The 19,678-nt window shown below is 67.2% G+C and carries 13 protein-coding genes; 3 read left to right on the top strand and 10 right to left on the bottom strand.

What is annotated here, in order from left to right; all coding sequences use genetic code 11:
* Nucleotides 1-8 precede the first annotated feature (8 nt).
* On the top strand, nt 9-782 hold the full coding sequence (locus NCW75_15445) for an ABC transporter permease (GenBank protein UYV12671.1): 774 nt from the start codon (nt 9-11) through the stop codon (nt 780-782).
* Nucleotides 783-785: 3 nt separating this feature from the next.
* Here the strand turns inward: NCW75_15445 and NCW75_15450 are convergent, their stop codons facing one another.
* From NCW75_15450 to NCW75_15475, 6 genes are all read right to left on the bottom strand, one after another.
* Entirely contained in the window at nt 786-4,013 is a 3,228-nt protein-coding gene (locus tag NCW75_15450; protein UYV12672.1) for a glycosyltransferase, read from the bottom strand.
* 30 nt (nt 4,014-4,043) lie between these two features.
* A complete protein-coding gene (locus tag NCW75_15455) occupies nt 4,044-5,969 on the bottom strand; it encodes a hypothetical protein (GenBank protein ID UYV12673.1) in 1,926 nt (641 codons plus the stop codon).
* 101 nt (nt 5,970-6,070) lie between these two features.
* Nucleotides 6,071-7,711: a GH3 auxin-responsive promoter family protein gene (locus NCW75_15460; protein UYV12674.1), complete on the bottom strand. Its 1,641-nt coding sequence runs from the start codon at nt 7,709-7,711 to the stop codon at nt 6,071-6,073.
* A gap of 14 nt (nt 7,712-7,725) precedes the next feature.
* Nucleotides 7,726-8,598, bottom strand: coding sequence for an alpha/beta hydrolase (locus NCW75_15465; protein UYV12675.1), 873 nt, complete (start codon nt 8,596-8,598; stop codon nt 7,726-7,728).
* A gap of 174 nt (nt 8,599-8,772) precedes the next feature.
* Nucleotides 8,773-9,477: an ABC transporter ATP-binding protein gene (locus NCW75_15470; protein ID UYV12676.1), complete on the bottom strand. Its 705-nt coding sequence runs from the start codon at nt 9,475-9,477 to the stop codon at nt 8,773-8,775.
* Nucleotides 9,474-11,306, bottom strand: a complete 1,833-nt coding sequence (locus NCW75_15475; GenBank protein UYV12677.1) for a proline--tRNA ligase — start codon at nt 11,304-11,306, stop codon at nt 9,474-9,476. Before NCW75_15475 ends, NCW75_15470 begins: the two co-directional genes overlap by 4 nt.
* 682 nt (nt 11,307-11,988) lie before the next feature.
* On the opposite strand from NCW75_15475, the gene NCW75_15480 reads away from it, so the two are divergent.
* Entirely contained in the window at nt 11,989-13,683 is a 1,695-nt protein-coding gene (locus tag NCW75_15480) for a hypothetical protein (GenBank protein UYV12678.1), read from the top strand.
* A 583-nt stretch (nt 13,684-14,266) separates the two neighbouring features.
* The gene (locus tag NCW75_15485) at nt 14,267-14,545 is read left to right on the top strand and encodes a hypothetical protein (GenBank protein ID UYV12679.1); all 279 of its coding nucleotides are present in this window, start codon (nt 14,267-14,269) and stop codon (nt 14,543-14,545) included.
* Between the two features lie 151 nt (nt 14,546-14,696).
* Here NCW75_15485 and NCW75_15490 read toward each other — a convergent pair whose 3' ends face one another.
* The 4 genes from NCW75_15490 to NCW75_15505 all read right to left on the bottom strand — a co-directional run bounded on the left by NCW75_15490 (nt 14,697) and on the right by NCW75_15505 (nt 19,551).
* A complete protein-coding gene (locus NCW75_15490) occupies nt 14,697-16,109 on the bottom strand; it encodes a hypothetical protein (protein ID UYV12680.1) in 1,413 nt (470 codons plus the stop codon).
* 41 nt (nt 16,110-16,150) lie between these two features.
* Nucleotides 16,151-16,330 carry a sulfotransferase gene (locus NCW75_15495; GenBank protein UYV12681.1) on the bottom strand — a complete coding sequence of 60 codons (180 nt, stop codon included), beginning with the start codon at nt 16,328-16,330 and terminating at the stop codon, nt 16,151-16,153.
* A 165-nt stretch (nt 16,331-16,495) separates the two neighbouring features.
* A complete protein-coding gene (locus NCW75_15500; GenBank protein ID UYV14203.1) occupies nt 16,496-18,985 on the bottom strand; it encodes a serine/threonine protein kinase in 2,490 nt (829 codons plus the stop codon).
* Nucleotides 18,985-19,551 (bottom strand): ECF-type sigma factor, encoded by a 567-nt coding sequence (locus NCW75_15505; protein ID UYV12682.1) that lies wholly within the window; start codon nt 19,549-19,551, stop codon nt 18,985-18,987. Before NCW75_15505 ends, NCW75_15500 begins: the two co-directional genes overlap by 1 nt.
* Nucleotides 19,552-19,678 lie beyond the last annotated feature (127 nt).

Genomic DNA, 19,678 nt, shown 5'->3' on the forward strand with positions numbered 1-19,678 from the left:
GTCTCACGATGCTCGAACTCTGGCCCCACGCCCGCTACATCTGGCGCACCGCGTTGTCGGACGTGCGCCACCGCTACGCCGGCGCGAGCGCGGGCGTGCTGTGGAACGTCCTCCAGCCGCTCTCGATGATCCTGGTGTACTCGATCGTGTTCGCCCAGATCATGGACCGCCCGAGCCGGGGCGATGCGCCGTACGTGGTCTACCTGTGCAGCGCGATGCTGCCGTGGCTGGCTTTTGGCGAGACCGTTTCTCGCGGCAGCAACGCCATCCGGGCGAATGCCCAGTATCTACGGAAACTGCCCATCCCAGAGAGTGCTTTTGTCGCCCAGACGGTCGTTTCGAGCGCGATCGGGCTGGCGATCAGCTTCGCGCTTCTGGCGGTGGCCGCCATCCCCTTCGGCTTTATTCCGAATGCGTACTGGCTCCTCGCGCCACTCCCGTTCGCGCTGCTCCTGTTGCTCGCGTTCGGCGTGGCGTCGCTCGGTGCGGCGGTTGTCCCCTTCGTGTCAGACGTGAGCGAGGTCATCAAGATCGGCCTGACCATCGGTTTCTGGGCCTATCCGATTGTCTATGTCGCCGACATCTTGCCCCAACCGATCCAGGCCGTGCTCCCATACAACCCGGCGTATCCGGCGCTCGAGGCCGGTCGGCAGATGATCATCGAAGGGCGTTTGCCGGACTGGTGGCTCATGCCCGCCGCGCTCGGCTGGGGCGTGCTGTTTACGACTCTCGGTTTGCTCGCGCTCAAGGCCGTTCGGGCCGAGATCCGCGACGTGATCTAAGCGTCAGTCTTCGATCAGCCGCAGGTCGGTCAGCATGATCGCCAGCGGGCGGCCCTCCCCCTGATTCCACTTCCACATGTTGAGCTGCAGGTGGTTCGCGCCCTCGTTCACGCGCACGGGGATGGTGATGGCGTGGTCGGTACGGGGTTGTGTCTTGGGGATGGGCTGGTCGGCCACCTGCTTGCCGTTGAGGACAACTCGAATACGTTGACCGGGATGCGTGTTGCGGCAGGTGATCGCCAGCTTTGCCTTGCCGGCCCTGGTTGCGTGCAACACGGCCGCCGCGCTTGGCCCGCGCAGCCACCGGAAGCGGTCGAGGTTCTGCTCGGGCTTGGGGCCTTCCCAGTGCTCGAAGCCGAAGCGGGGTTCATACGCCGGGTGCGTGGGGCGGATGAGTGTGGCGCTCTGGGGCATCGGCGCGGGTCGTGTGAAATCGATCTTGCGGCTCAGGCCGATGCGTTTGCCCGCGCCGCTCTGGGCCAGGGCCGAGTGCAGACGCTGGTAGCTCGTCCACAGGCTCCACTCGTTCTGGGTGTGGATGCGGGCCCATTGGCCCAGGTCGCTGCGGTAGCTGGCGTCGCGATACAGCGTATCGATCGCCGCGGCCAGCGCTTCGGCTGATACGTCGGATGCCACGAGCCCGGTCACGCCGTGGGTGATCGCCTCGGGCACGCCACCCACCGGGAAGCCCACCGAGGGCGTGCCGCACGCGGCGGCCTCGATGAAGACCTGGCCGAACGCCTCGTCGGTGCTTGGCGCGACGAACACGTCGCACGCCGAGTAGAGCATCGTGAGCTGCTGGGCGTCGCGCATGTAGCCCATCGCGCGCATGCCGGGGATGGGCGGCTTGGCGTTGGGGGCCATATAGCCCACGCCGACGACGGTGGCGTCGGGCAGGTCGAGTTGCTTGAGTGCCTTGGCGAGGTAGCCGATGCCCTTTCGCTCGTCTTCGAGCGAGCAGGCCGAGGCCATGATGATGAAGTCGTCCTGGGGCAATCCCAGGATGTCGCGGCAGGTCGCCTTGTCGCGTGGTTGGAGGGCATCGAGGTCAAGGCCATAGCGAACCGCGTGGACCGGTGGGCGGCACCCGAGGTCGAAGGGAGCCGCGTCATGGTCCTGGGTAGGTTTCTCGATCGTGTCGAGCTTGGCGAGCGCGGCCTTCGCGCGGTCGGCCAGCCACTGGCTGTTGGTCAAGATCGTGAGCGTCTCGCTACCAGTCAGAAAACGCCGCTTTGCCTCCCACGCGGGGCGGATGGCGTCGTCTTCCATGGCCGGGTAGCCGGCGTTGGTGCTGGTCGGGCCGACGGTGCCGGTCAGGAAGTCTTCGTTGTCGCCGAAGTAGGTCTCGCGGCCGGTGAGCAGCCACGCGTCGTGCATAAAGAACACGGTCTCGTGCTTGGCGGTGATGGCGCTGAGCACCTCTGGCGCGATGTCGGCGCCGTGCACGTTGCCGATGATGACCAGGTCGGGGTCGTGCGCGTCGATGGCGGCCAGGGCGTCGGTGGCCGAGACGGTCGGGCTCTCGCGCACCGGCTCGGGATGCGTCGCTGCGAGCACACGCACGTCGTGCCCGGCGCTGGCGAAGGCTTCGGCCAATCGCCGCTGCGCGATGCCCGCGCCGTATTCGAATCCGACGTCATTGAAGAACACTACGCGCAGGCGGCCCTTGACGACCTCCTTCTCCCGCTTCTCCAGCGTGATGTCGTGTTTCTCGCAGTGGTCGACGACGACCTTGGGCAGCTCGCCTCGGAAGCCCTCGCCTTCGCCCTCGCTGGTCTTCTGGTCGGCGTGGGTGCGATACCAGCAGATGGGGCGGCCGATGCTGTGGACGGTCGCGCCGGCCTGCGCCATGCGTAGCCACAGCTCGTAGTCCATCGAGTAGTACCAATCGACGCGCACGTGTGCGCCGGCATTGTCCCACAGTTCCTTGCTGAAGAAACAATCGGGCTGCCACCAGAACTGCCCGGTGAGCCAGCAGTTCTCCAGGTCGAGCATGTCCATGAGCGGCATCGGGCCGTCGGGACAACTCGTGATGCACTGGTGGACCAGCTTGCCCTCGCGGAACACCTGCGAGACGCCGTTGATGAAGCTCGCGCCGCTGGTCTTGTACGCGATGGCCGCCGCGGCGAGCGCGCCGGGCGTCAGCATGTCGTCGCTGTTGATCCAGGTGAGCAATTCACCGGTGGAGCGCTCGAAGCCTTTATTGATCGCGTCGCTCTGGCCCTTGTCCTTTTCCGAGACGATCACGGCGAAGTGATCTCGGTACTTATCGACGACCTCCATCGTGTGGTCGGTCGACTTGCCGTCCATCAGGATGTGCTCAAGGTTGGGGTAGCCCTGGTGGATCACCGAGAGGATGGTCTCCTCGATGAAGTGGCCCTGGTTGTACGTGGGCGTGACGACCGTGATCTTGGGCCAGGGCGAGCCGTCGGGCATCGTTGGCGGCAGAGGCTTCGCGTCGGGCACCACCCAGGGCCACCGGCTGAGGCCTTCGAGCCGCCGGTTCTGTCGACGGGGTTCGAGAATCTCTCGGGCCCTCATCACGTTCTTCACAAGGGCTTGCCGCGTCTTCGCACTTCCCAGGCCCGTGGGCGAGACCACCGCCGGCGTGCGCATCGTGGCGTCGGGGGCGGGCGTCGGACCCTCGGAGAGCGCCTTGCGCGACAAGTCGCTCAGGCGGCCATAAAGGTCACCTTCAAGCCGGATCGGAAGCACACCGGCCGACGCGGTGTGGCGGGCGAGCAGTGCCAGATCCTTGCCACCGCCGATCCCGCGCCAGTCTTTGGTGCTACGGGCATGCGCACCGATCACCACGGCGAGTGCGCCATCGGGCATGGCGTCGGCGATGGAGTCGAGGCTGGCCGATACGGCATCCGCATCGCCGCCGCACACGACCGCGACGGATGGCTTGATGGGGAGCGTGCGGAGCAACTCGGCCGCCGTGTGCTCAACGATGACTGCCCTGCGGAGCTTTTCGGCGATCGTGGTAGCAGCATCGGCATCGCCTGTGGCAACAAACACGTGCCACGATCGTTCGTCGCACGCCTTGGTGAGCGCGTCGAGCGATGCGGCAGTGGGTTCGCCGGCCACCAAAGCCACGCCATCCTTGCCGTGCAGTGCTAATTCCAGTGCTTTGGCGGGTGTTGCGTCGCGGCCCAACTTGCTGGCCTGTTCGGCAAGATCGCGAGCGTGTTGCAAGAGTCCCGTGCTCACGGTTTGGGTCGTGGTCATGAATCGCTCCCCTGGTTCATTCGTAGCGTGCTAGCCGGCGTGATGCCCGTTGGTGTTTGGGGCCACCAGGCGTTTGCGCTCGGCTTCCTCCCACGGCAGCACCATGGCCATATGCAGCCGCTGGCCCATCTGCCGCCACCGGCTGGCGAGTAGCTCGCCCAGCTTGTTCTCGAGGGCCTGCACGGCCACCAGCCGCTGGTCGGCCAGCTTTTCCATGGCCCGCCGCTCGCGGACGAGTTGCTCGACGCGGAGCTTGAGGTCGTTGTGCTCACCTTGCAGCGAACCGGCGACCTTGCGGGCACTGGACAGGTCAGCGTGCAACTTCCGCAGATCGACGCCCGCGTACTTCGCACGGAGTGCCGCGGCCTCACGCTCGGCCGCGTCGCGCTGCTTGGTGAGTTGCTCAATGTTCTGCTTGATTTCCTGCCGGACCGTTTGGGCGTCCTGCTTTGCCTGCCTGGTGTTTTCCTGGGATTCGGCCAGCAGCGCCTTCAGCTTTTCGACCTCGCCGGCGAGGTTCGACTTCTGCTGGTCGGCGTTGTCGGCGCGGCGCACGGCTTGAGCCAGCTCCTGGCGGGCGGACTGCAAGGCCTGCGTGTTCTGGCTGAGCTTTTGCGTCACCTCGCTGGCACGCCGCTGGGCCTCTTCGGCCTGCTTGTTCGCCTGGCCCGATTTCTGGACCGCCTGTTCCAGGCGATCCAGGCGTTGCATGACAGCGCTCTCGCTCATCGAATTCCTCCGAACCTCTTCGTCTCGTTCTTTCAGGGTGCGGCGCGCTACCGACAACTCAACACGATACTGCCGCGCGGCCTTGGCCGCGTCGCCAGCCAGCCCGACGAGCGCCGCCCGGCTCGGCTCGATCTGCCGCACCTCGGCACCCTCGACCCGCCCGGCCTCGAACCGATCAATCTGTGTCCGAACCGCACCCACCGGGATGTCCTGGATGCAATGCGAGCGTCGCTGCTCGCACCGCCAATCGCACGGCGAGCACGGCACCGCCAGCGTGATCGACACGCTGGGGCTGGCCAGCGGGCGAAAACGCGGCCACGTGCCGCCGCCAAACAGCGCGAACACCGGCTTGCCCAACGCCGCGGCGATGTGCATCGGCCCGGTGTCGCGCCCAACGTATGCGCGCGAGCCGTCGAGCAGCGCCGCCATCAGCAGCGTGTCGCCCTCGGGGCCGCCGAACCAATGCCGTGGCTCGTGGCCCTTGGCCTCGAGCTCGTCGGCGATCTCGCGCGAGACCTCTGATTCACCCTCGGCTCCGAGCAGCAGCACGGGCCGCTCGTATCGTTCCATCCAATAGTCCAAAGCCTCGACCCACCGCTCGGGCCGCCAGTTGCGCACGGCCGTGTGGGCCTGGTGGCCAACACACGCGGCGAGGTATGACCCACGTTCCAACGCGAGCGGACCGAGCACGGCGTCCGCCGCCCGTGCCAGCTCGGACTCCACGACCAGCCGAGGCTCGTCCAGATGGACGGCGTCGCCGAGGATCGTGCGAGCGAGCGCTTCGCTCTTGCGGAGCTCGTGCAGGTCCTCGTTGACGCGGACGATCTCGCCGAAGGGCGCGTCGACCTCTTCCTCACGCCCATACAGGGGGTCGAGGAATTTGCCCCCGGCTTGCCCGATGGTCCTCGTGTCCGGCAGTTCGGCGGCCAGCCGCTCTTCGAGCACAGTCCAGGTGTACGGCGCGCCCACGAACACGTCGGGCTCGAACTCCGCGGCCGCTTCGGCCACCGCGTCCAGCCGCTCGTCGTCGGCGTCGATCTTCCCGTTGTAGACGGTGATGGGCAACTCGATCAGTTTCGCCCCCGGTGCCACCACGCGGGCCAGGGGCTGCACCAGCGGGCTGACGACCAGCGCCAACTCGTGCCCGGCCTCCTGCAATGCGCGGAACAGCGGCTCGCGCAAGAGCACGTCGCCGATGGTGTCCGGGTTGGAGATGAGGATGCGCATAAGGGGTGTGTACGGGCAGGCTTGCCGCTCGCGGCTTAGGCTCCGTGTGGGCCTCCAAAGGATAGTGCGCCGGCCGTTGGGCTTCTTGACAGGCTGGCGACTTATGGGCGGTTCGCGGCAGCCTGTTCCGCGCCGACCGGCCCGGCAAGGGCGTCCATGAACTCCCGGTGGTTCGCGCAGCGAGGCACCTTGTGCTGCCCGCCCAGCTTGCCGCGGCCCTCCATCCAGGCGTGGATCGCCCCGGGCTCGAGCCGGGTCACGATGGGGGGCGCCATGCCCAGGCTGTCGGTCCGCTTCACACGGTAGTCCACGACCTTGCTCTGGAGGTTTGCATCGAATGCCTCGGCGAAGCGGTCCATGGCTCCGCCGGAGGCGGCCTCCACCGCCAACTGCAACCCCGACCGCACGCCATCGCCCGGATACACCGGCGACGCGGTGAACTCGCCCACCTCGATCCCGGTCTCCCGGGCCGCATGGGCCACCGCGGTCTCGATGTTCTCGACGATGAGGTTCTCGCCGAAGGCGTTGATGAATAGCTTGTGCCGCCCGACGATCCGAAGCCGGGCCGGCCCGGTGCCCCCGCCCCATCCGATGCGGTTGGGCACGCTCTCGAACACCACCACGTCGCCGATGACATACCGCCACAGCCCGGCGCAGGTGCTCATCAATACGACGTATCGCTGGCCCGGTTCGGCCTCGTCGGCGCAGAAGGCAGGGGCGTCCTCCTTGTCGATCTCTTCGAGGGGTACGAACTCGTAAAAGATGCCGTGGTCAGCGTTCAGCCTCATGCCCGGGTGTCCGAACGTGTCCTGGATTGCGATGAATCCTTCGCTGGCGGGGTACAGCTCTAGGCGGACCGTGATGTCACGCTCGCCGCCGGTGAAGAGCCGCCGGACGGTTGGCTCGAAGGGGTCGTACCGCACGCCGCCGTGGGTGAAGATCGTCAGGTGGGGCCAGACCTCGTCGATGCGGGCCTTGCCGGTGATGGCGAGCACCTTCTCCATCAGCGCCACAGTCCAACTCGGCATGCCGCTGATCATTCGGACATCCTGCGTGCTGGTCAGTTCGGCCATCGCGTCGAGCTTGCTGGGCCAGTGGTCCATCAGCGCGATATCGCGGCCGGGGGAGTAGATGGCGCTTAGGGGCCAGCGGATCTGCTGGGTGGCGATGCCCGAGAGGTCGCCCACAAGGATACCGTTGTCACGGCGATCCAATGCGCTCGAACCGCCCAGGAAGAGCGCCTTGCCGCCCAGCAGCTTGGGCAGCGACACGCCCCAGTTGAGCGCGTGCGCGAAGATATCAAAGGAGGCCTTCTTGTTGGACGCCATCATGGCGTCGGTGATGGGGATGCGTTTGTCGCCGGCGGTCGTGCCACTGGTCTGGCAGAATTGCTTGACCAATCCCGGCCATAGCACGTCGGGCTCGGCGTCCTCCACCATGCGCTCGACGTAGGGCAGGAACGCCACGTAGTCGCGCGCGGGCACCGCCTTGCGATACTCGCTCGCGATCTCGGCGTCGCTGGCCTTCAACACGGTGGCAAAGCCGTACTCGCGCCCAAACGCGGTGCCCTTGGCTTGCTCGAGTAGCCCGCGGAGCTGCGCTCGCTGGATGTACGCGGTGTTGGCGGTCCAGTGCGCGTGGTTGCGGAGCTTCCTGGCCCGGCCGGCCACACAAGCGTGCAGGCCCGCGCCGATGAGCGAGGTCCATCGCAGGGGGCCGGTCTGTTGGATTGGCGCGTTCATGAACCCAAGGCCCGTTAGCCCTCGGTCTTCTCTGGCCCGAGCGACTCGACGAACTCGACCAACTCGGCGGCGAATGGCTCGGGGTGCTCCATCATCGGCACGTGCCCGCAGCGTTCGAACCACACCAGCCGGCTCTTGCTGAGCATTGAGGCGAACTGGTTGGCCGCCTCGGGCGGGGTCACGATGTCCTGCTTGCCCCAGATGAGCAGCGTGGGCACCTCGATCTGCGCCATGCGCGAGCCCAGGTGGTTCCGGCGGGCGCTGCGGCTGAGGCGGACCATCGCGCGCGCGCCGCCGCGTTCACTGAGTTGCTGGTGGGCGCGCTCGATATCGCTCGCGCGCATGTACTTCTCGGGGTCGTAGAACAACTCGCCGATCTTGCGCTCGAGCCACGCCCGGCTGGGGCGCAGCTGGATGTCGCTGACCATCGATTTTTCAATGAGCCCGCTGCTGCCCGCCAGCACCATACCGCGCACCAGGTCGGGCCTTTGCAGCGCGACACGCAGGGCGACATGCCCGCCAAAGCTGTTGCCGACGAGGACGACCGGGTGATCGAAGTGCTGCTCGAGGAAGTCGATGGTCAGGGCGGTGACGCCGTCGATCGAGCAATCCTCGCCGCGCAGGTCGAGCAGGGGCACCTGGAGCAGTACGCACCGGACGCTGGGCTCGGCCTGGCGGACGACGTCTTCCCAGTGCTCATTGAGGCCCACCAGCCCGTGCAGGAAGACCACCGCCGCACCGGTGCCGACCTCCTCGACGGCCGCGGGCACCGGGCCGTGGCGGCCGCGCAGCGTGAGCGGCTTGCCGCAGGCCGGCGGGGCCGAATTGGCCGAAGCGTGCTGTCCCGTGGCGCCCGTAGGTGTCAACGTGTGGGGTTCCCTGCCCATCGGGCCCGCTCCGGCGGCGGATGCGGAGACGTCCGACGGCCGAACATCCCCACCCCCACAGGGCGAACCCATAACACGATACTACGCCCGGTGGTCGCCGGGCGCGGCTATGAACCTAGTGACGGCCAACCAGGTCCCCTAGGTGTGAATCAAGGGTAAACCCAAATGGGCCGATCACCCCTCCACGATCGCCCCATCGACCATGTGGACCACCCGGTCGGCACGGTCGGCCACGTGCTGGTCGTGGGTGACCATGATCAGGGCCCGCTTGGGGGCTTGCGGATCATCGGGCCGGACAACCTTTTCCAGGGCATCGAGGATGCTCTCGCCGGTGTGCTGGTCGAGGTTGCCGGTGGGCTCGTCGGCCAGCAGCAGTGGGGGGTCGGCGATCAGGGCCCGGGCGATGGCCACCCGCTGGCGCTCGCCGCCGCTGAGCTGGGCGGGCTTGTGCCGCAGGCGTTCGCCCAGGCCGAAAGCGTGGAGCAACTCCTTCGCCCGCTCGCGTCGCTGGGCAGGCACCTTTCTTCCGAGCACGCCCTGGGTCATCGCGCCCAGCAGCACGTTGCCCAGCACGTCGAGCTCGGGCAGCAGGTGGTAGAACTGGAACACGATGCCCACGTCGCGGGCCCGATACTTGTTCAGCCCGCCCGGACCCAGCTTGCCCAGATCTCGCCCCTCGAACCTGATGCTGCCGTCCTGGGGCTTGTCGAGCCCGCCGATGAGATGCAGCAGCGTGCTCTTGCCGCTGCCCGACGCGCCCAGGATGGCCACCCACTCGCCCGGCTTCAGGCTAAGCGACGCCCCACGCAGCACCGGCACGGGCACGCGCCCGAGCTTGTAGGTCTTGTGCACGTCCTTGGCTTCGAGGAGCAAGCTCACGCGCTCTCCAACGCGCTGAGGCAGCGTGCGACGACATCGGCGAACGGCACAACCTCGCCCTTGCCCGCGTCCTTCCGCAGCTTGAATTCCACACCGCCGGCCTCGATCGCCTTGTCCCCCAGGGTGAGCCGGATGGGGATGCCAACGAGATCGGCGTCCTTGAACTTCGGGCCCGGGCGTTCGTTGCGGTCGTCGATCAGCACGTCGGCACCGGCCCCGGCCAGCTCCTCGGAGATGCCGTTGGCCAGCGAGCGCTGCTTCTCCGATTCGGGCTTCATCAGGATGATCTGCACGTGGTAGGGCGCGACGGCGGCGGGCCAGACGATGCCGCCCTCGTCGTGGCTCATCTCCACGCACGCGGCCATGGTCCGGCTCACGCCGATGCCGTAGCAGCCCATCGTGACGGAGCGCGGCTTCTGGTCCTCGGCGAGCACCTTGAAGTCCATCGCGTCGCTGTACTTGGTGCCCAGCTTGAAGATGTGGCCGACCTCGATGCCCCGCTGGGTTTCCAGGGTGGACCCCTCGGCCCGCGGGCTCGGGTCGCCCGCCTCGGCGTTCCTGATGTCGGCGACCTTGAGCTTCTCGACCTCGATGCCCAGGTCCCGCGTCCAGTTGAAGCCCGTGACGTGATGGTCCATCTCATCGGCGCCCGTTGCCCACGCCGTTTCGCCTTGCGCGGCATCGGGATCGACCACGATCGTCGCGCCCATCAGCTTCGCGAACGCCCGTGGGCTCACATATCCAATCGCCAAGCCATCGGCCTTGGCCTTCGCCTCGTCGGCCAGCCTCACGCCCGAGCCCACGGCGTCGCGGACCTTGGCCTCGTTCACGTCATGGTCGCCTCGGACGACGGCCAGGACGTACTTCGTCTTGTCCGGATCCTTGAGCACGCGCTCGAACACGATCGTCTTGAGCATGCCCGCCGCCGTCACGCCCAGATGCTCGGCCACGCCGGCGATGCCCGGCATGCCCGGCGTGTGCTTCTTCTCGAGCTCCTGCTCGGCCGCGCCATCGAACGACCACGCACGCTCGCCGATCTCGGCCTTCTCGACGTTCGCCGCGTAGCCGCTGGCCGGGCAAACCAAGACCTTGTCCTCGCCGCTCTCGGCGTGCACCATGAACTCGTGGCTGGCCGAACCGCCGATGGGCCCGCTCTCGGCCTCGACGGCGGTGAACGTCAGCCCGCATCGCGTGAAGATCCGCGTGTACGCGTCGTAGAACTGGTCGTAGGTCACGTCGAGCCCGCCCTCGCCCTCCTGATTGAGGTGGAACGAGTACGCGTCCTTCATGATGAACTCGCGGCAGCGGAGCAGCCCCGACCGCGGCCGCGGCTCGTCGCGGAACTTGGTCTGGATCTGGTACAGATTCAGCGGCAGCTGCTTGTAGCTGGTGATCGCCCCCTTCATCATCTCGACGATGGGTTCTTCATGGGTCGGGGCCAGGGCGAGGTCCCGCCCGTGCCGGTCGGCCAGGGTGAACAGATCGTCGCCGTACGCCTCGTCGCGGCCGGTCTGCTTGAGCAGCGAGACCGGCTCCATGGCCGGGAAGAGCATCTCCATCGCCCCGATCCGCTCGTGCTCCTGCCGCACGATCTCCTGGATCTTGCGGAGCGAGCGCCAGGCCAGCGGCAGGTAGTCGTACACCCCCGCGGCCAGCTGCCGGATGAACCCCGCCCGGACCAGATAGATATGGCTGGGCGTCGTCGCGTCGGCCGGGGCCTCCCTCGTCGTGGGGATGAGGGTGCGGGTCCACAGGTGGACGTCGCCGCGGCGGGCGGTCTGGAGAGGAGAGGCGGTCTCGGCGACGGTCTGGGCGCTGGTCTGGCTCATAGGAAGGCAGGGTATGCGATCAATCAGAGGACAAAATGCCTTGCACCTGAATGGCAATCCTGTATACTCTGAGTACACAGCGAGTTGATCCCTGCGGTTGCCCCACACCGCAGGCTGGCCCCGCCCGACGGTATGAACCACGCTCGCTTCCTATCAGAGGAGTTGCCCCATGCTTGCCGAAGTTCGACGTCCAGCCGCCGCGTTCGTGCTCGTGCTTGTTGCCGTGACGGTCTTATGTTTGGGTCGCGGACGCGTGATGGCCCAGACTCCAGAAAGCGGGCTGCTCTGTGAGTCCGATCAGCACATCGCGGTACAGAGCTTTATGGACTCTGAGCCCGAGCGGATCAGGGTGTCTGAAACTTGGCTGTTTGTGGAACAGTCCATGCCGCGGCCCCCATACCCCGCCGAGTACGGCGTAGCCATCTATGACCTCTCCGACCCGCTGAACCCGCAACGTCGTTCAAAGTGGTTGTTTCCCGACAATCGCGAAGAGCTTATTGCTCTGCACGTCTCAGGCGAAGTTGCGTACTTGCTCATGGAGCCGGCATTTGGCAATTCAACGATCCTGGTCGTCTTGGATTTGTCTCCCCCGGATCGGGCGCGTTTGGTCAGTCGCACAGAGCTCCCCACGCCACACAGTCATCTCACGCATAGTTCGATCGCAGGGTTGGTGAACGGCCACTTGATCGTTCAAAACAGCCGCATCGAAGTTGGAATCGTGGACGTGCGTGATCCCAGCCAGCCCGTCCAACGCGAATCATGGGATGGACGGATCTATCTCAGCGCGCTCGTTGGTGACGTCGCCTATGCGGTCGACTTTCGCACCATCACGGCACTGGACGTCAGCGACCCGCTGAATCCGGTCGAGATCGGCAGCATCGAAGCGCCCCGCCAGTTAGCGTATGGCCAGGCTGCCGTCTCGCCCGATGGCACGGTCGGCTACTTCCCCGGGCTCGAGTGGGCCGTCGGCAACGGGCACATGCTGGTGCTCGACATTGCCGATCCCAGTTTGATGCGTGTTGTCGACCGCATTAATACCGGGCGGACGCCCATCTTCATGCGCACGCAGGATCGCTTGGTGCTCTATGCGCCGCGCGGACCGGACGAGCCCCGCGTCTATCGCTGGGTGGCGTACGACACGTCGGATCCGCTCCGGCCAGAGAAGATCGGCGTGAAGTTTGTTGGTTTTCGAAGCGACAAGGGTTTCAACACCCACCCCATCGAAGGTACCCCGTATCTGTTGCATTACTCCTCTTCTGGGATGAGCATCCTGGATACCTCGGTCTGGCCTGGCGACCCTATCGCCCAAGAGTTGACCGACATTCCGTTGGCCGGGCCAGTGCGCGGCATGGCCAAGCAAACCGCGCGCCTGTTCGTTTCCGCAGAGCCCGACCAGTTGCTCGCGATCGATGCCCGTGAGGTTGCCCGGCCGGTGGTGACCGCCAGCCTTTCAGCGCGTGCCGGCGGCCTCGTCGCCGAGCCCGGGCGCCTTGTGTTGGCTAGCGAGGACGGCGTCACGGTGTTCGATACGAGCCACCCGGGGTTCCCGGTGCGTCGCGGGACGATCCCGCTGCCTCCGGGGGCCACCGCCGTCGAGAGCTTTGATCTTGAAGGCACGCTCGTGGTCGCGGCGCTCCGCGAGGCGGGCCTGTGGACCATCGATATCTCCGATCCCGATCGCCCGGTGACACGCTCGAGGATCCTGACCGACTCGGACGGGCTCGGCCCGATTGCCGTCGCACTCATCGAAGATCAGGCGTACGTTTCAACCCGTACCTTCGATGGACGCCACTACACACTGGGAGGTTGGCTCGTCAATCTCAGCGAGCCCGATTCTCCAGTCGTGAATTCGGTGCCAGGGGTCGGCGGAACATACCACTTCCACAGGGTCGGGACGAGGTGGTTGTGGAACGGTGGGGTGTATCTCGACGTCTCCGATCCTCGCAATCCCCAGATCATCGGTGTTGCGACGCACCGCCTGGGAGACCATCGCGCCGTGCCGGACTATGCGTACTTGCACGTGTTGGGCTTCAACCAGATTGTGACATTCGACACGCGGTCGCCGTCTTATGTACAACGCAAGGAGACGTTTTGGCAGGAGGAGCTTGAAATCGGAGAAGACGCGGTGGGTGTACGTGTCGGTCGCCATCTGTACGCTGCGGGTGATGGTGGACGTTTGTACCGCATCAACCTCAGCGATTGCCCGTCCTGTCCCGCGGACATGGACGCCGATGGCGTGCTCACGGTGTTCGACTGGCTGGCGTTCCAGACAGCTTTTGAGCGCGGGCTGCCTGCGGCCGACTTCGACGGGAATGGAAGGCACACGCTCACGGATTATCTCGCGTTTCTGGACGCCTTCAACGCGGGTTGCCCGTAGCGACCCCGCTCGGTCGGGCCTGCTTCCACCGCAGGTCCCGGAAACATGATCAGGCATCCCCGATACTCCATTCGGCGGCCGATGTACGGACCCTGCGAACCCGTCGCGAAGCGTTGCGCAGGCCCCAGATCGCGTTGCGCCCACCGCGTATCTCGTTAACAGATCGTCGCCGTACGCCTCGTCGCGGCCGGTCTGCTTCAGGAGGCTCACCGGCTCCATGGCCGGGAAGAGCATCTCCATCGCCCCGATCCGCTCGTGCTCCTGCCGCACGATCTCCTGGATCTTGCGGAGCGAGCGCCAGGCCAGCGGCAGGTAGTCGTACACCCCCGCGGCCAGCTGCCGGATGAACCCCGCCCGGACCAGATAGATATGGCTGGGCGTCGTCGCGTCGGCCGGGGCCTCCCTCGTCGTGGGGATGAGGGTGCGGGTCCACAGGTGGATGTCGCCGCGGCGGGCGGTCTGGAGGGCGAATCCGGCCTCGCCGGTGGGGGTGGTCTGGGTGCTGGTGGTCATGGGATGGCAGGGTAGGTAGACGGGGTCGCCGCGCGCCGTGCGCCGCCTGGCGAGGTGTACCCTCTGAGCTATGGATGGCACCTCGATCGGCGTTGGTTTGGCACTGGGCTCGGGTCTGGGTGTGGTGATGGGCTCGATGGCCGGGGCGCTCACCGGTGATGTGGGGTTGTGGGTGGCCATGGGTGTGCCGCTTGGCGCGGGGCTGGGTTTGGCCGGGGCGATGATCTGGTGGACCATGAACCAGCCCACGCCGCCGAACACCTGCCCGCATTGCGGCTACGACACCACGGGCCTGCCCAAGGGCAAGGGCGGGGCGGTGTGCCCCGAGTGCGGTGGCGAGTCGTCTTGAGTCGTGCGCATCGCGGCCTACGGGCCGCGGGCCCGCCAAGGGAGCGCAGCGACCGCCCAAGAACAACCGAAAGAAACGAGCCCCGGCGCGGCTGTCTTCGGCCCCGCCGGGGCGGTGGGGCGGTGGCGGTCCATGGGTGTTGGGTGTGGTCTTACGGGCAGCCAGCATCAAACGCGTTCTGGAACGCCAGAAAATCGAAGATGGTCAGTGCGCCGTCCCCGTCGAAGTCGGCCCGGCACGCATGCGAGTAGCGGATCAGCGCGTCGCCACCGGCCGAGCCGTCGCGGTCGCCGTCGATAGATCGGCCCGTGGCGACGGCCACGACGCTGTCGCGGATGGTGACGGTGTAGGTGTCGCCGTCCAGCGGCGTGCCCAGGCCGATGAGCAGGAACTGGCTGCCCGAGCCCGACGCGTCGAACCCCACGGGGTTTCCATCGCCGTCGGTGATCGCCACGTCGCTGTCCACGAAGCGCACCGGCTCGCTGAAGATCACCCGCAGCGACGTGATGGCCGGGCCGCAGATGGGCGAGCCCGCCGGTGTGCTCGGGTCGGCCGCCAGCACGACGGGCCCGGGCTCCATGCCGCTCTCGCGGATGAGCCACACGCCGTTCTGGTCGGCGACGTACATGCTCGCGCCGTCGTCGCTGATGGACAGGGCGTCGATGTTCGTGAACTCGGTGGCCCAGGTGGTGTGGGTACCAAGCTCGTCAACCGTCTGGATCTCGTCGGTGAGCGTCTCGGTGACGTAGATGATGCCGCCGAACACGCCGGCGGCGGCCATGTCCAGGTCCCCGTAGCGTTTCTCGTTCCATGGCACGGGCCCGAAGATGGCGCGGTAGTCACCGCCGCCCGCCAGGTCGCGCAGCTCGTAGATGGCGCTGACGAGGTCGTTGTCCTCGGTGTCGGCCAGCAGCACACCCCCGCCGTAGCGGCCGGTAGCGTCGCGGCGCACGCCCTGCACGTCCAGGTCGATGCGCCCGGCGGGCAGCGAACTGGAATCGAGCAGTTGCATCGAGAAGTCCGGCCGCATGAACGACAACTCGGTGCCGCCGTCGCCATCGGTGTCGAGCAGCACGGCGCCATCCCCCAGCCCCGGCTGGCCGCGCACGAACTCGAAGTCGTAGACGACCAGGTCCGTCCGCCTCCAGGCCTCGACCAGCGGGCCCCCGGGCTCGAGGGTGAAGTACGCCGTCTCGCCCTCGCCCGTGCCCCCGCGGACGCGCAGGCTGCAGTGCAGCCGGCCGTCGACGGCACCGTCGGTATCGAGCCTGACACGCATGGCCCGGATCTGGTCCGATGGTTCGGCGATGGCCCCGAGCGCCTGAATGGTGCCGCTGGGCTCGATGAGCCGCAGCGTGAGCACGCCCTCGTCGGCGACCGCCGTGGCCACGCCGATGCCGAAGCCGCCCGGATCGTCGATCGCGCTTAGCTGCGGCAGGGCGTCATCGAGCAGCGGTGCGATGCGGCGGACGGTGAAGCCCGGTGGCACCTGGGGCTGGGCGAACGCGGGCAGGGCGACCAGTAGGACACCCGCCGTGGAGGCGGCGATGATGGGGACACGCATGGCACTCTCCTTCTATCGCTCCTTAGCGTCAATGGTGCTCGCTACTCACACCCCGCATCAAACTCATTCTGGAACGCGAGGAAGTCGAAGATGGTGGGCTTGCCGGCGAATTTCTCGATCGGGTTCAACGCTCCCACGCTCACGGCCAGCGGGTGGGCGTTGATGACTGGGTCGACGAAGCTCGTGCCCGACCTGGGCATGCCCGCAACGAACACGGGCACGGCGATGTCGCACGCTCCGAACGCCGCCTCGGTCTGGTTCGAAGCCCGGGCGTTGCCCCGGCCGGCTTCCCATCGGCCATCATTGCGAGTCTGGGCGATGGGCCGGTCGCGAGTCTTCGGTGCGCGAGCTGGCGGAATGGAGGGTGTCCGTTGCGCGCCGGCCGGTCAGCGTGCGTCGCCGGCCAGCATCCGTTCTTGTCGCCGTTCGGCGAGCGTTTCCAGCACCAGCCCCTTGTTGCGAGCCGCGAGCTCATCGCCGCCGGCCCGCGCGGCATCGATGCCAAGGCGCAGCACCTCGAGGCACAGCCGGTGGTCGGTGCCCACGAGCTGCTCGGCGTCGTGGAAGAGGTCTTCCAGCTGGTGCATCGCGTCGAGTGGGCGATCGGGCGCGACCGAGGCCATCGTCCGGAGTGCTTTGGCGATGATGAGGTCGGGGTGGTCCGGCCCCAGGCGGCTCGAGCGGATGCGATGGCAGGCCTCGGCGTGTGCGGCCGCGGTGTCGGCATGGCCAGCAGCCAGTCCGAGGCGGGCAGCCACCTCGTGGGCGTCGGCGATATCGATATGGTCCTCGGGGAGTAATTCACGCAAAATGGTGGACCCGGCGTCCAGGTGCTCGCGTGCGGCTTCCAGTTGATCGACCGCGATGAGCGTCCGCGCGAGCACCATGCGCACGTGGCCCTCGGCGTACGCCTGCTCGCTCGCACCCTCGACTGTTACCAGGGCGCCCTGAGCCAGTGTCTCGGCGCGTGGCGCGTCGTCCATGGCCAGAGCAACCAACGCGTGCCAGGCCATGGCACGCGCGCGATAAGCCTCGCCGTAGTGTGTCGCGAGCAAATCGCCGGCTCGCTCGAGCGACGCTTCGGCCTGTGGCAACCGATCCCATGCCAGTTGCGCCCGCCCGAGCTTGAGGTGCTGCCAGCCGGCTTCGGCGGAATCGGCACGGCCGGCGGCGGCCTGGAGTTGCATGATCTCCTCGAACGCGCCGGCGGCCTCCTCGGCCTGGCCATCAACCAGCAGCGTCAGGTAGGCGATTTCTTCGGCGGCAGCAATCGATTTGGGATCGCTCGGCCCAAGGTGCTCCCGCCAGGTGCGCAGAGCGGCCTGGATATTCCGCCGCGCGGGCCCGAACATCGAGTGCCGGCGGTACACGAAGCCTAGCGAGTATCGCACCTCGGCTTCGACCAAGGGTGCATCGGCCAGGTCGCGGTGGATCCGGCGCGAGGCGTACTCCAGCGCGTCGAAGAAGCTCGCGTCCGGGCCCAGTTCCTCCGGGTCGACGCCGAAAATAGCGTTCTGGAGGAACGTGCTCATCCGTCCGGCTCGCAGCGCTTCGGCCTCGGCCTCGGTGGTGGCCAGCTTGGCGGCCTGGGTCGCCTCGCGTTCTCGTTCGGCCAACGCGTGCGCGTTGAACATGCTCAGAACCAGCAGGCTCAGCGCCGCGGTGGCGACGAGGACGGCGATGGATCCGGCAATGACGATGGGCCGATGGCGGCGAGCGAACAGCCTGGCCCGCCGGAGCACGCAGTCGTCCCGCGCCTCGACCGGTTCGGAATTCAACCACCGCCTCAGGTCGGCACCGAACTGGTCCATCGAGGCGTAGCGGTGCTCGCGATCGGGGGCCATCGCTCGCGCGAGTACCGCGCTCAGGTCGCCATCGATAGCGGGCTGGACCTCCTGCGCCTCGGGTGTTGGTGCGACCAGGGCCGACAGCATCGCGTCGCGCACGGCCTGCTGGGCGTCCACGCAGGTGGCCGGGTCGGCCAGGCGAGAGTGCGAGACGTTCCGCGGCGTGCTCCCGGTCAGCAGCTCGAAGCCAACGGCACCGAGCGCGAAGATGTCGGCCCGGGTATCGAGATCTCGCATGTGGCCGGTGAGCTGTTCGGGCGGCATGTACACCAGCGTGCCCACGACGCTGCCGCCTTCGGCCAGGCGTGCTTCTACGCCGTGGTCGATGGCCTTGGCCACGCCGAAGTCGAGTACACGCGGCGAGCCGTTCTCGTCGACCAGGATGTTGGCGGGCTTGAGGTCGAGGTGGACGACGCCGCGCTGGTGGGCGTGCTGCATCGCGTCGCACAGATTGGCCAGCAGTTCCACGCGATCGCGGACCGACAAGCCATTCGCCTCGGCGTACGCCTTCAGCGGGGAACCTTCGACCAGTTCCATCGCGATGAACGGCCGGTCCATCCGCGTGCCGGCCTCGTCGACGACCTCGGCCCTCCCGGCCTCGAAGATCTGCGCGATGCCCGGGTGACGCAAGCGGCCGAGCAGCTCGGCCTCGTGCTCCAGGCGATCGGCCGACGCCCGGTCGAACAGCTCGGGCTTGATGAGCTTGATGGCGACCTCACGCTTGGGTGTCTGCTGCATGGCGCGCAGCACGACGCCCATGCCGCCTCGCCCCATCTCGGCGGCCACGTCGTACCGCCCGACGCGACGGATGGGCTCGGCTTGCGTCGCGAACGGCGAGGCGGCCGTGCCATTGGTCGGCTCGAGGAACCCCTGCCCCACGGTGTCGTGTTCGAGCAGTTTTTCGACCGATCGTCGCAGCTCGGCATCGTCGCCGCAGCGCTTGTCAAGAAAGGCCGAACGCTCGGCGGGTGCGATGTCGCACGCCTCCTGGAACAGGTCGGTCACACGCTCGTACCGCTCCGCGTCCATCACGGCTTGTCCCCGTCGCCGAGCAGGCGATCGCGTAGCCACGCTCGTGCGGTGCGCCAGTCCAGCTCGATGGTGCGCGGCGAGACACCAAGGACGACGGCGACCTCCTCAACCGTCAGCCCGGCAAAGAACCGCATCTCGACCACCTGTGCCTGCCGCTGATGCAGGCTGGCGAGTTCGGTGAGCGCCGTGTCGAGTTCGAGCGTGTCGACCCGGTCGGCCGCACCGGGCAGGTCGAGCCCGGTCAGGGTCACCCGCTGCCAGTCGCCGCCGCGTTTCTGGGCCAGGCGATGGCGCGCGTGCTCGACGGCGGCCTGCCGCATCGCGCTGGCGGCGGCGCCAAAAAAGTGGTGACGCCCCTCGAAGCGAGGGTCGTCCGAACCGAACAGCTTGTCGTACGCGTCGTGGACCAGCGCGGTCGCGTTCAGCGAGTGGGCCGACGAACCCCTGAGCTGCCGGCCGGCCATCGCCCTCAGGCGGTCGTACACGCTCTCGACCAGGGCGTCGCGTGCCTGGCGGTCTCCGGCGCTGACCCGTTCGAGGAGTTGTGTGAGGTCTTCATCCATGGCTCGGCCAGCGGACGCGAAGAAATCTGATCACGTCCTTGCGCCTCCCGTGCCCGCTTTCCATATCTCGGTACGGCCCACCACCGATTCGCTCGCGAGTGGGGGTGGGCCACGCGATTCAGCACGC

This window comes from Phycisphaera sp. (genome assembly GCA_025916675.1).
GTDB lineage: Bacteria > Planctomycetota > Phycisphaerae > Phycisphaerales > UBA1924 > JAHCJI01.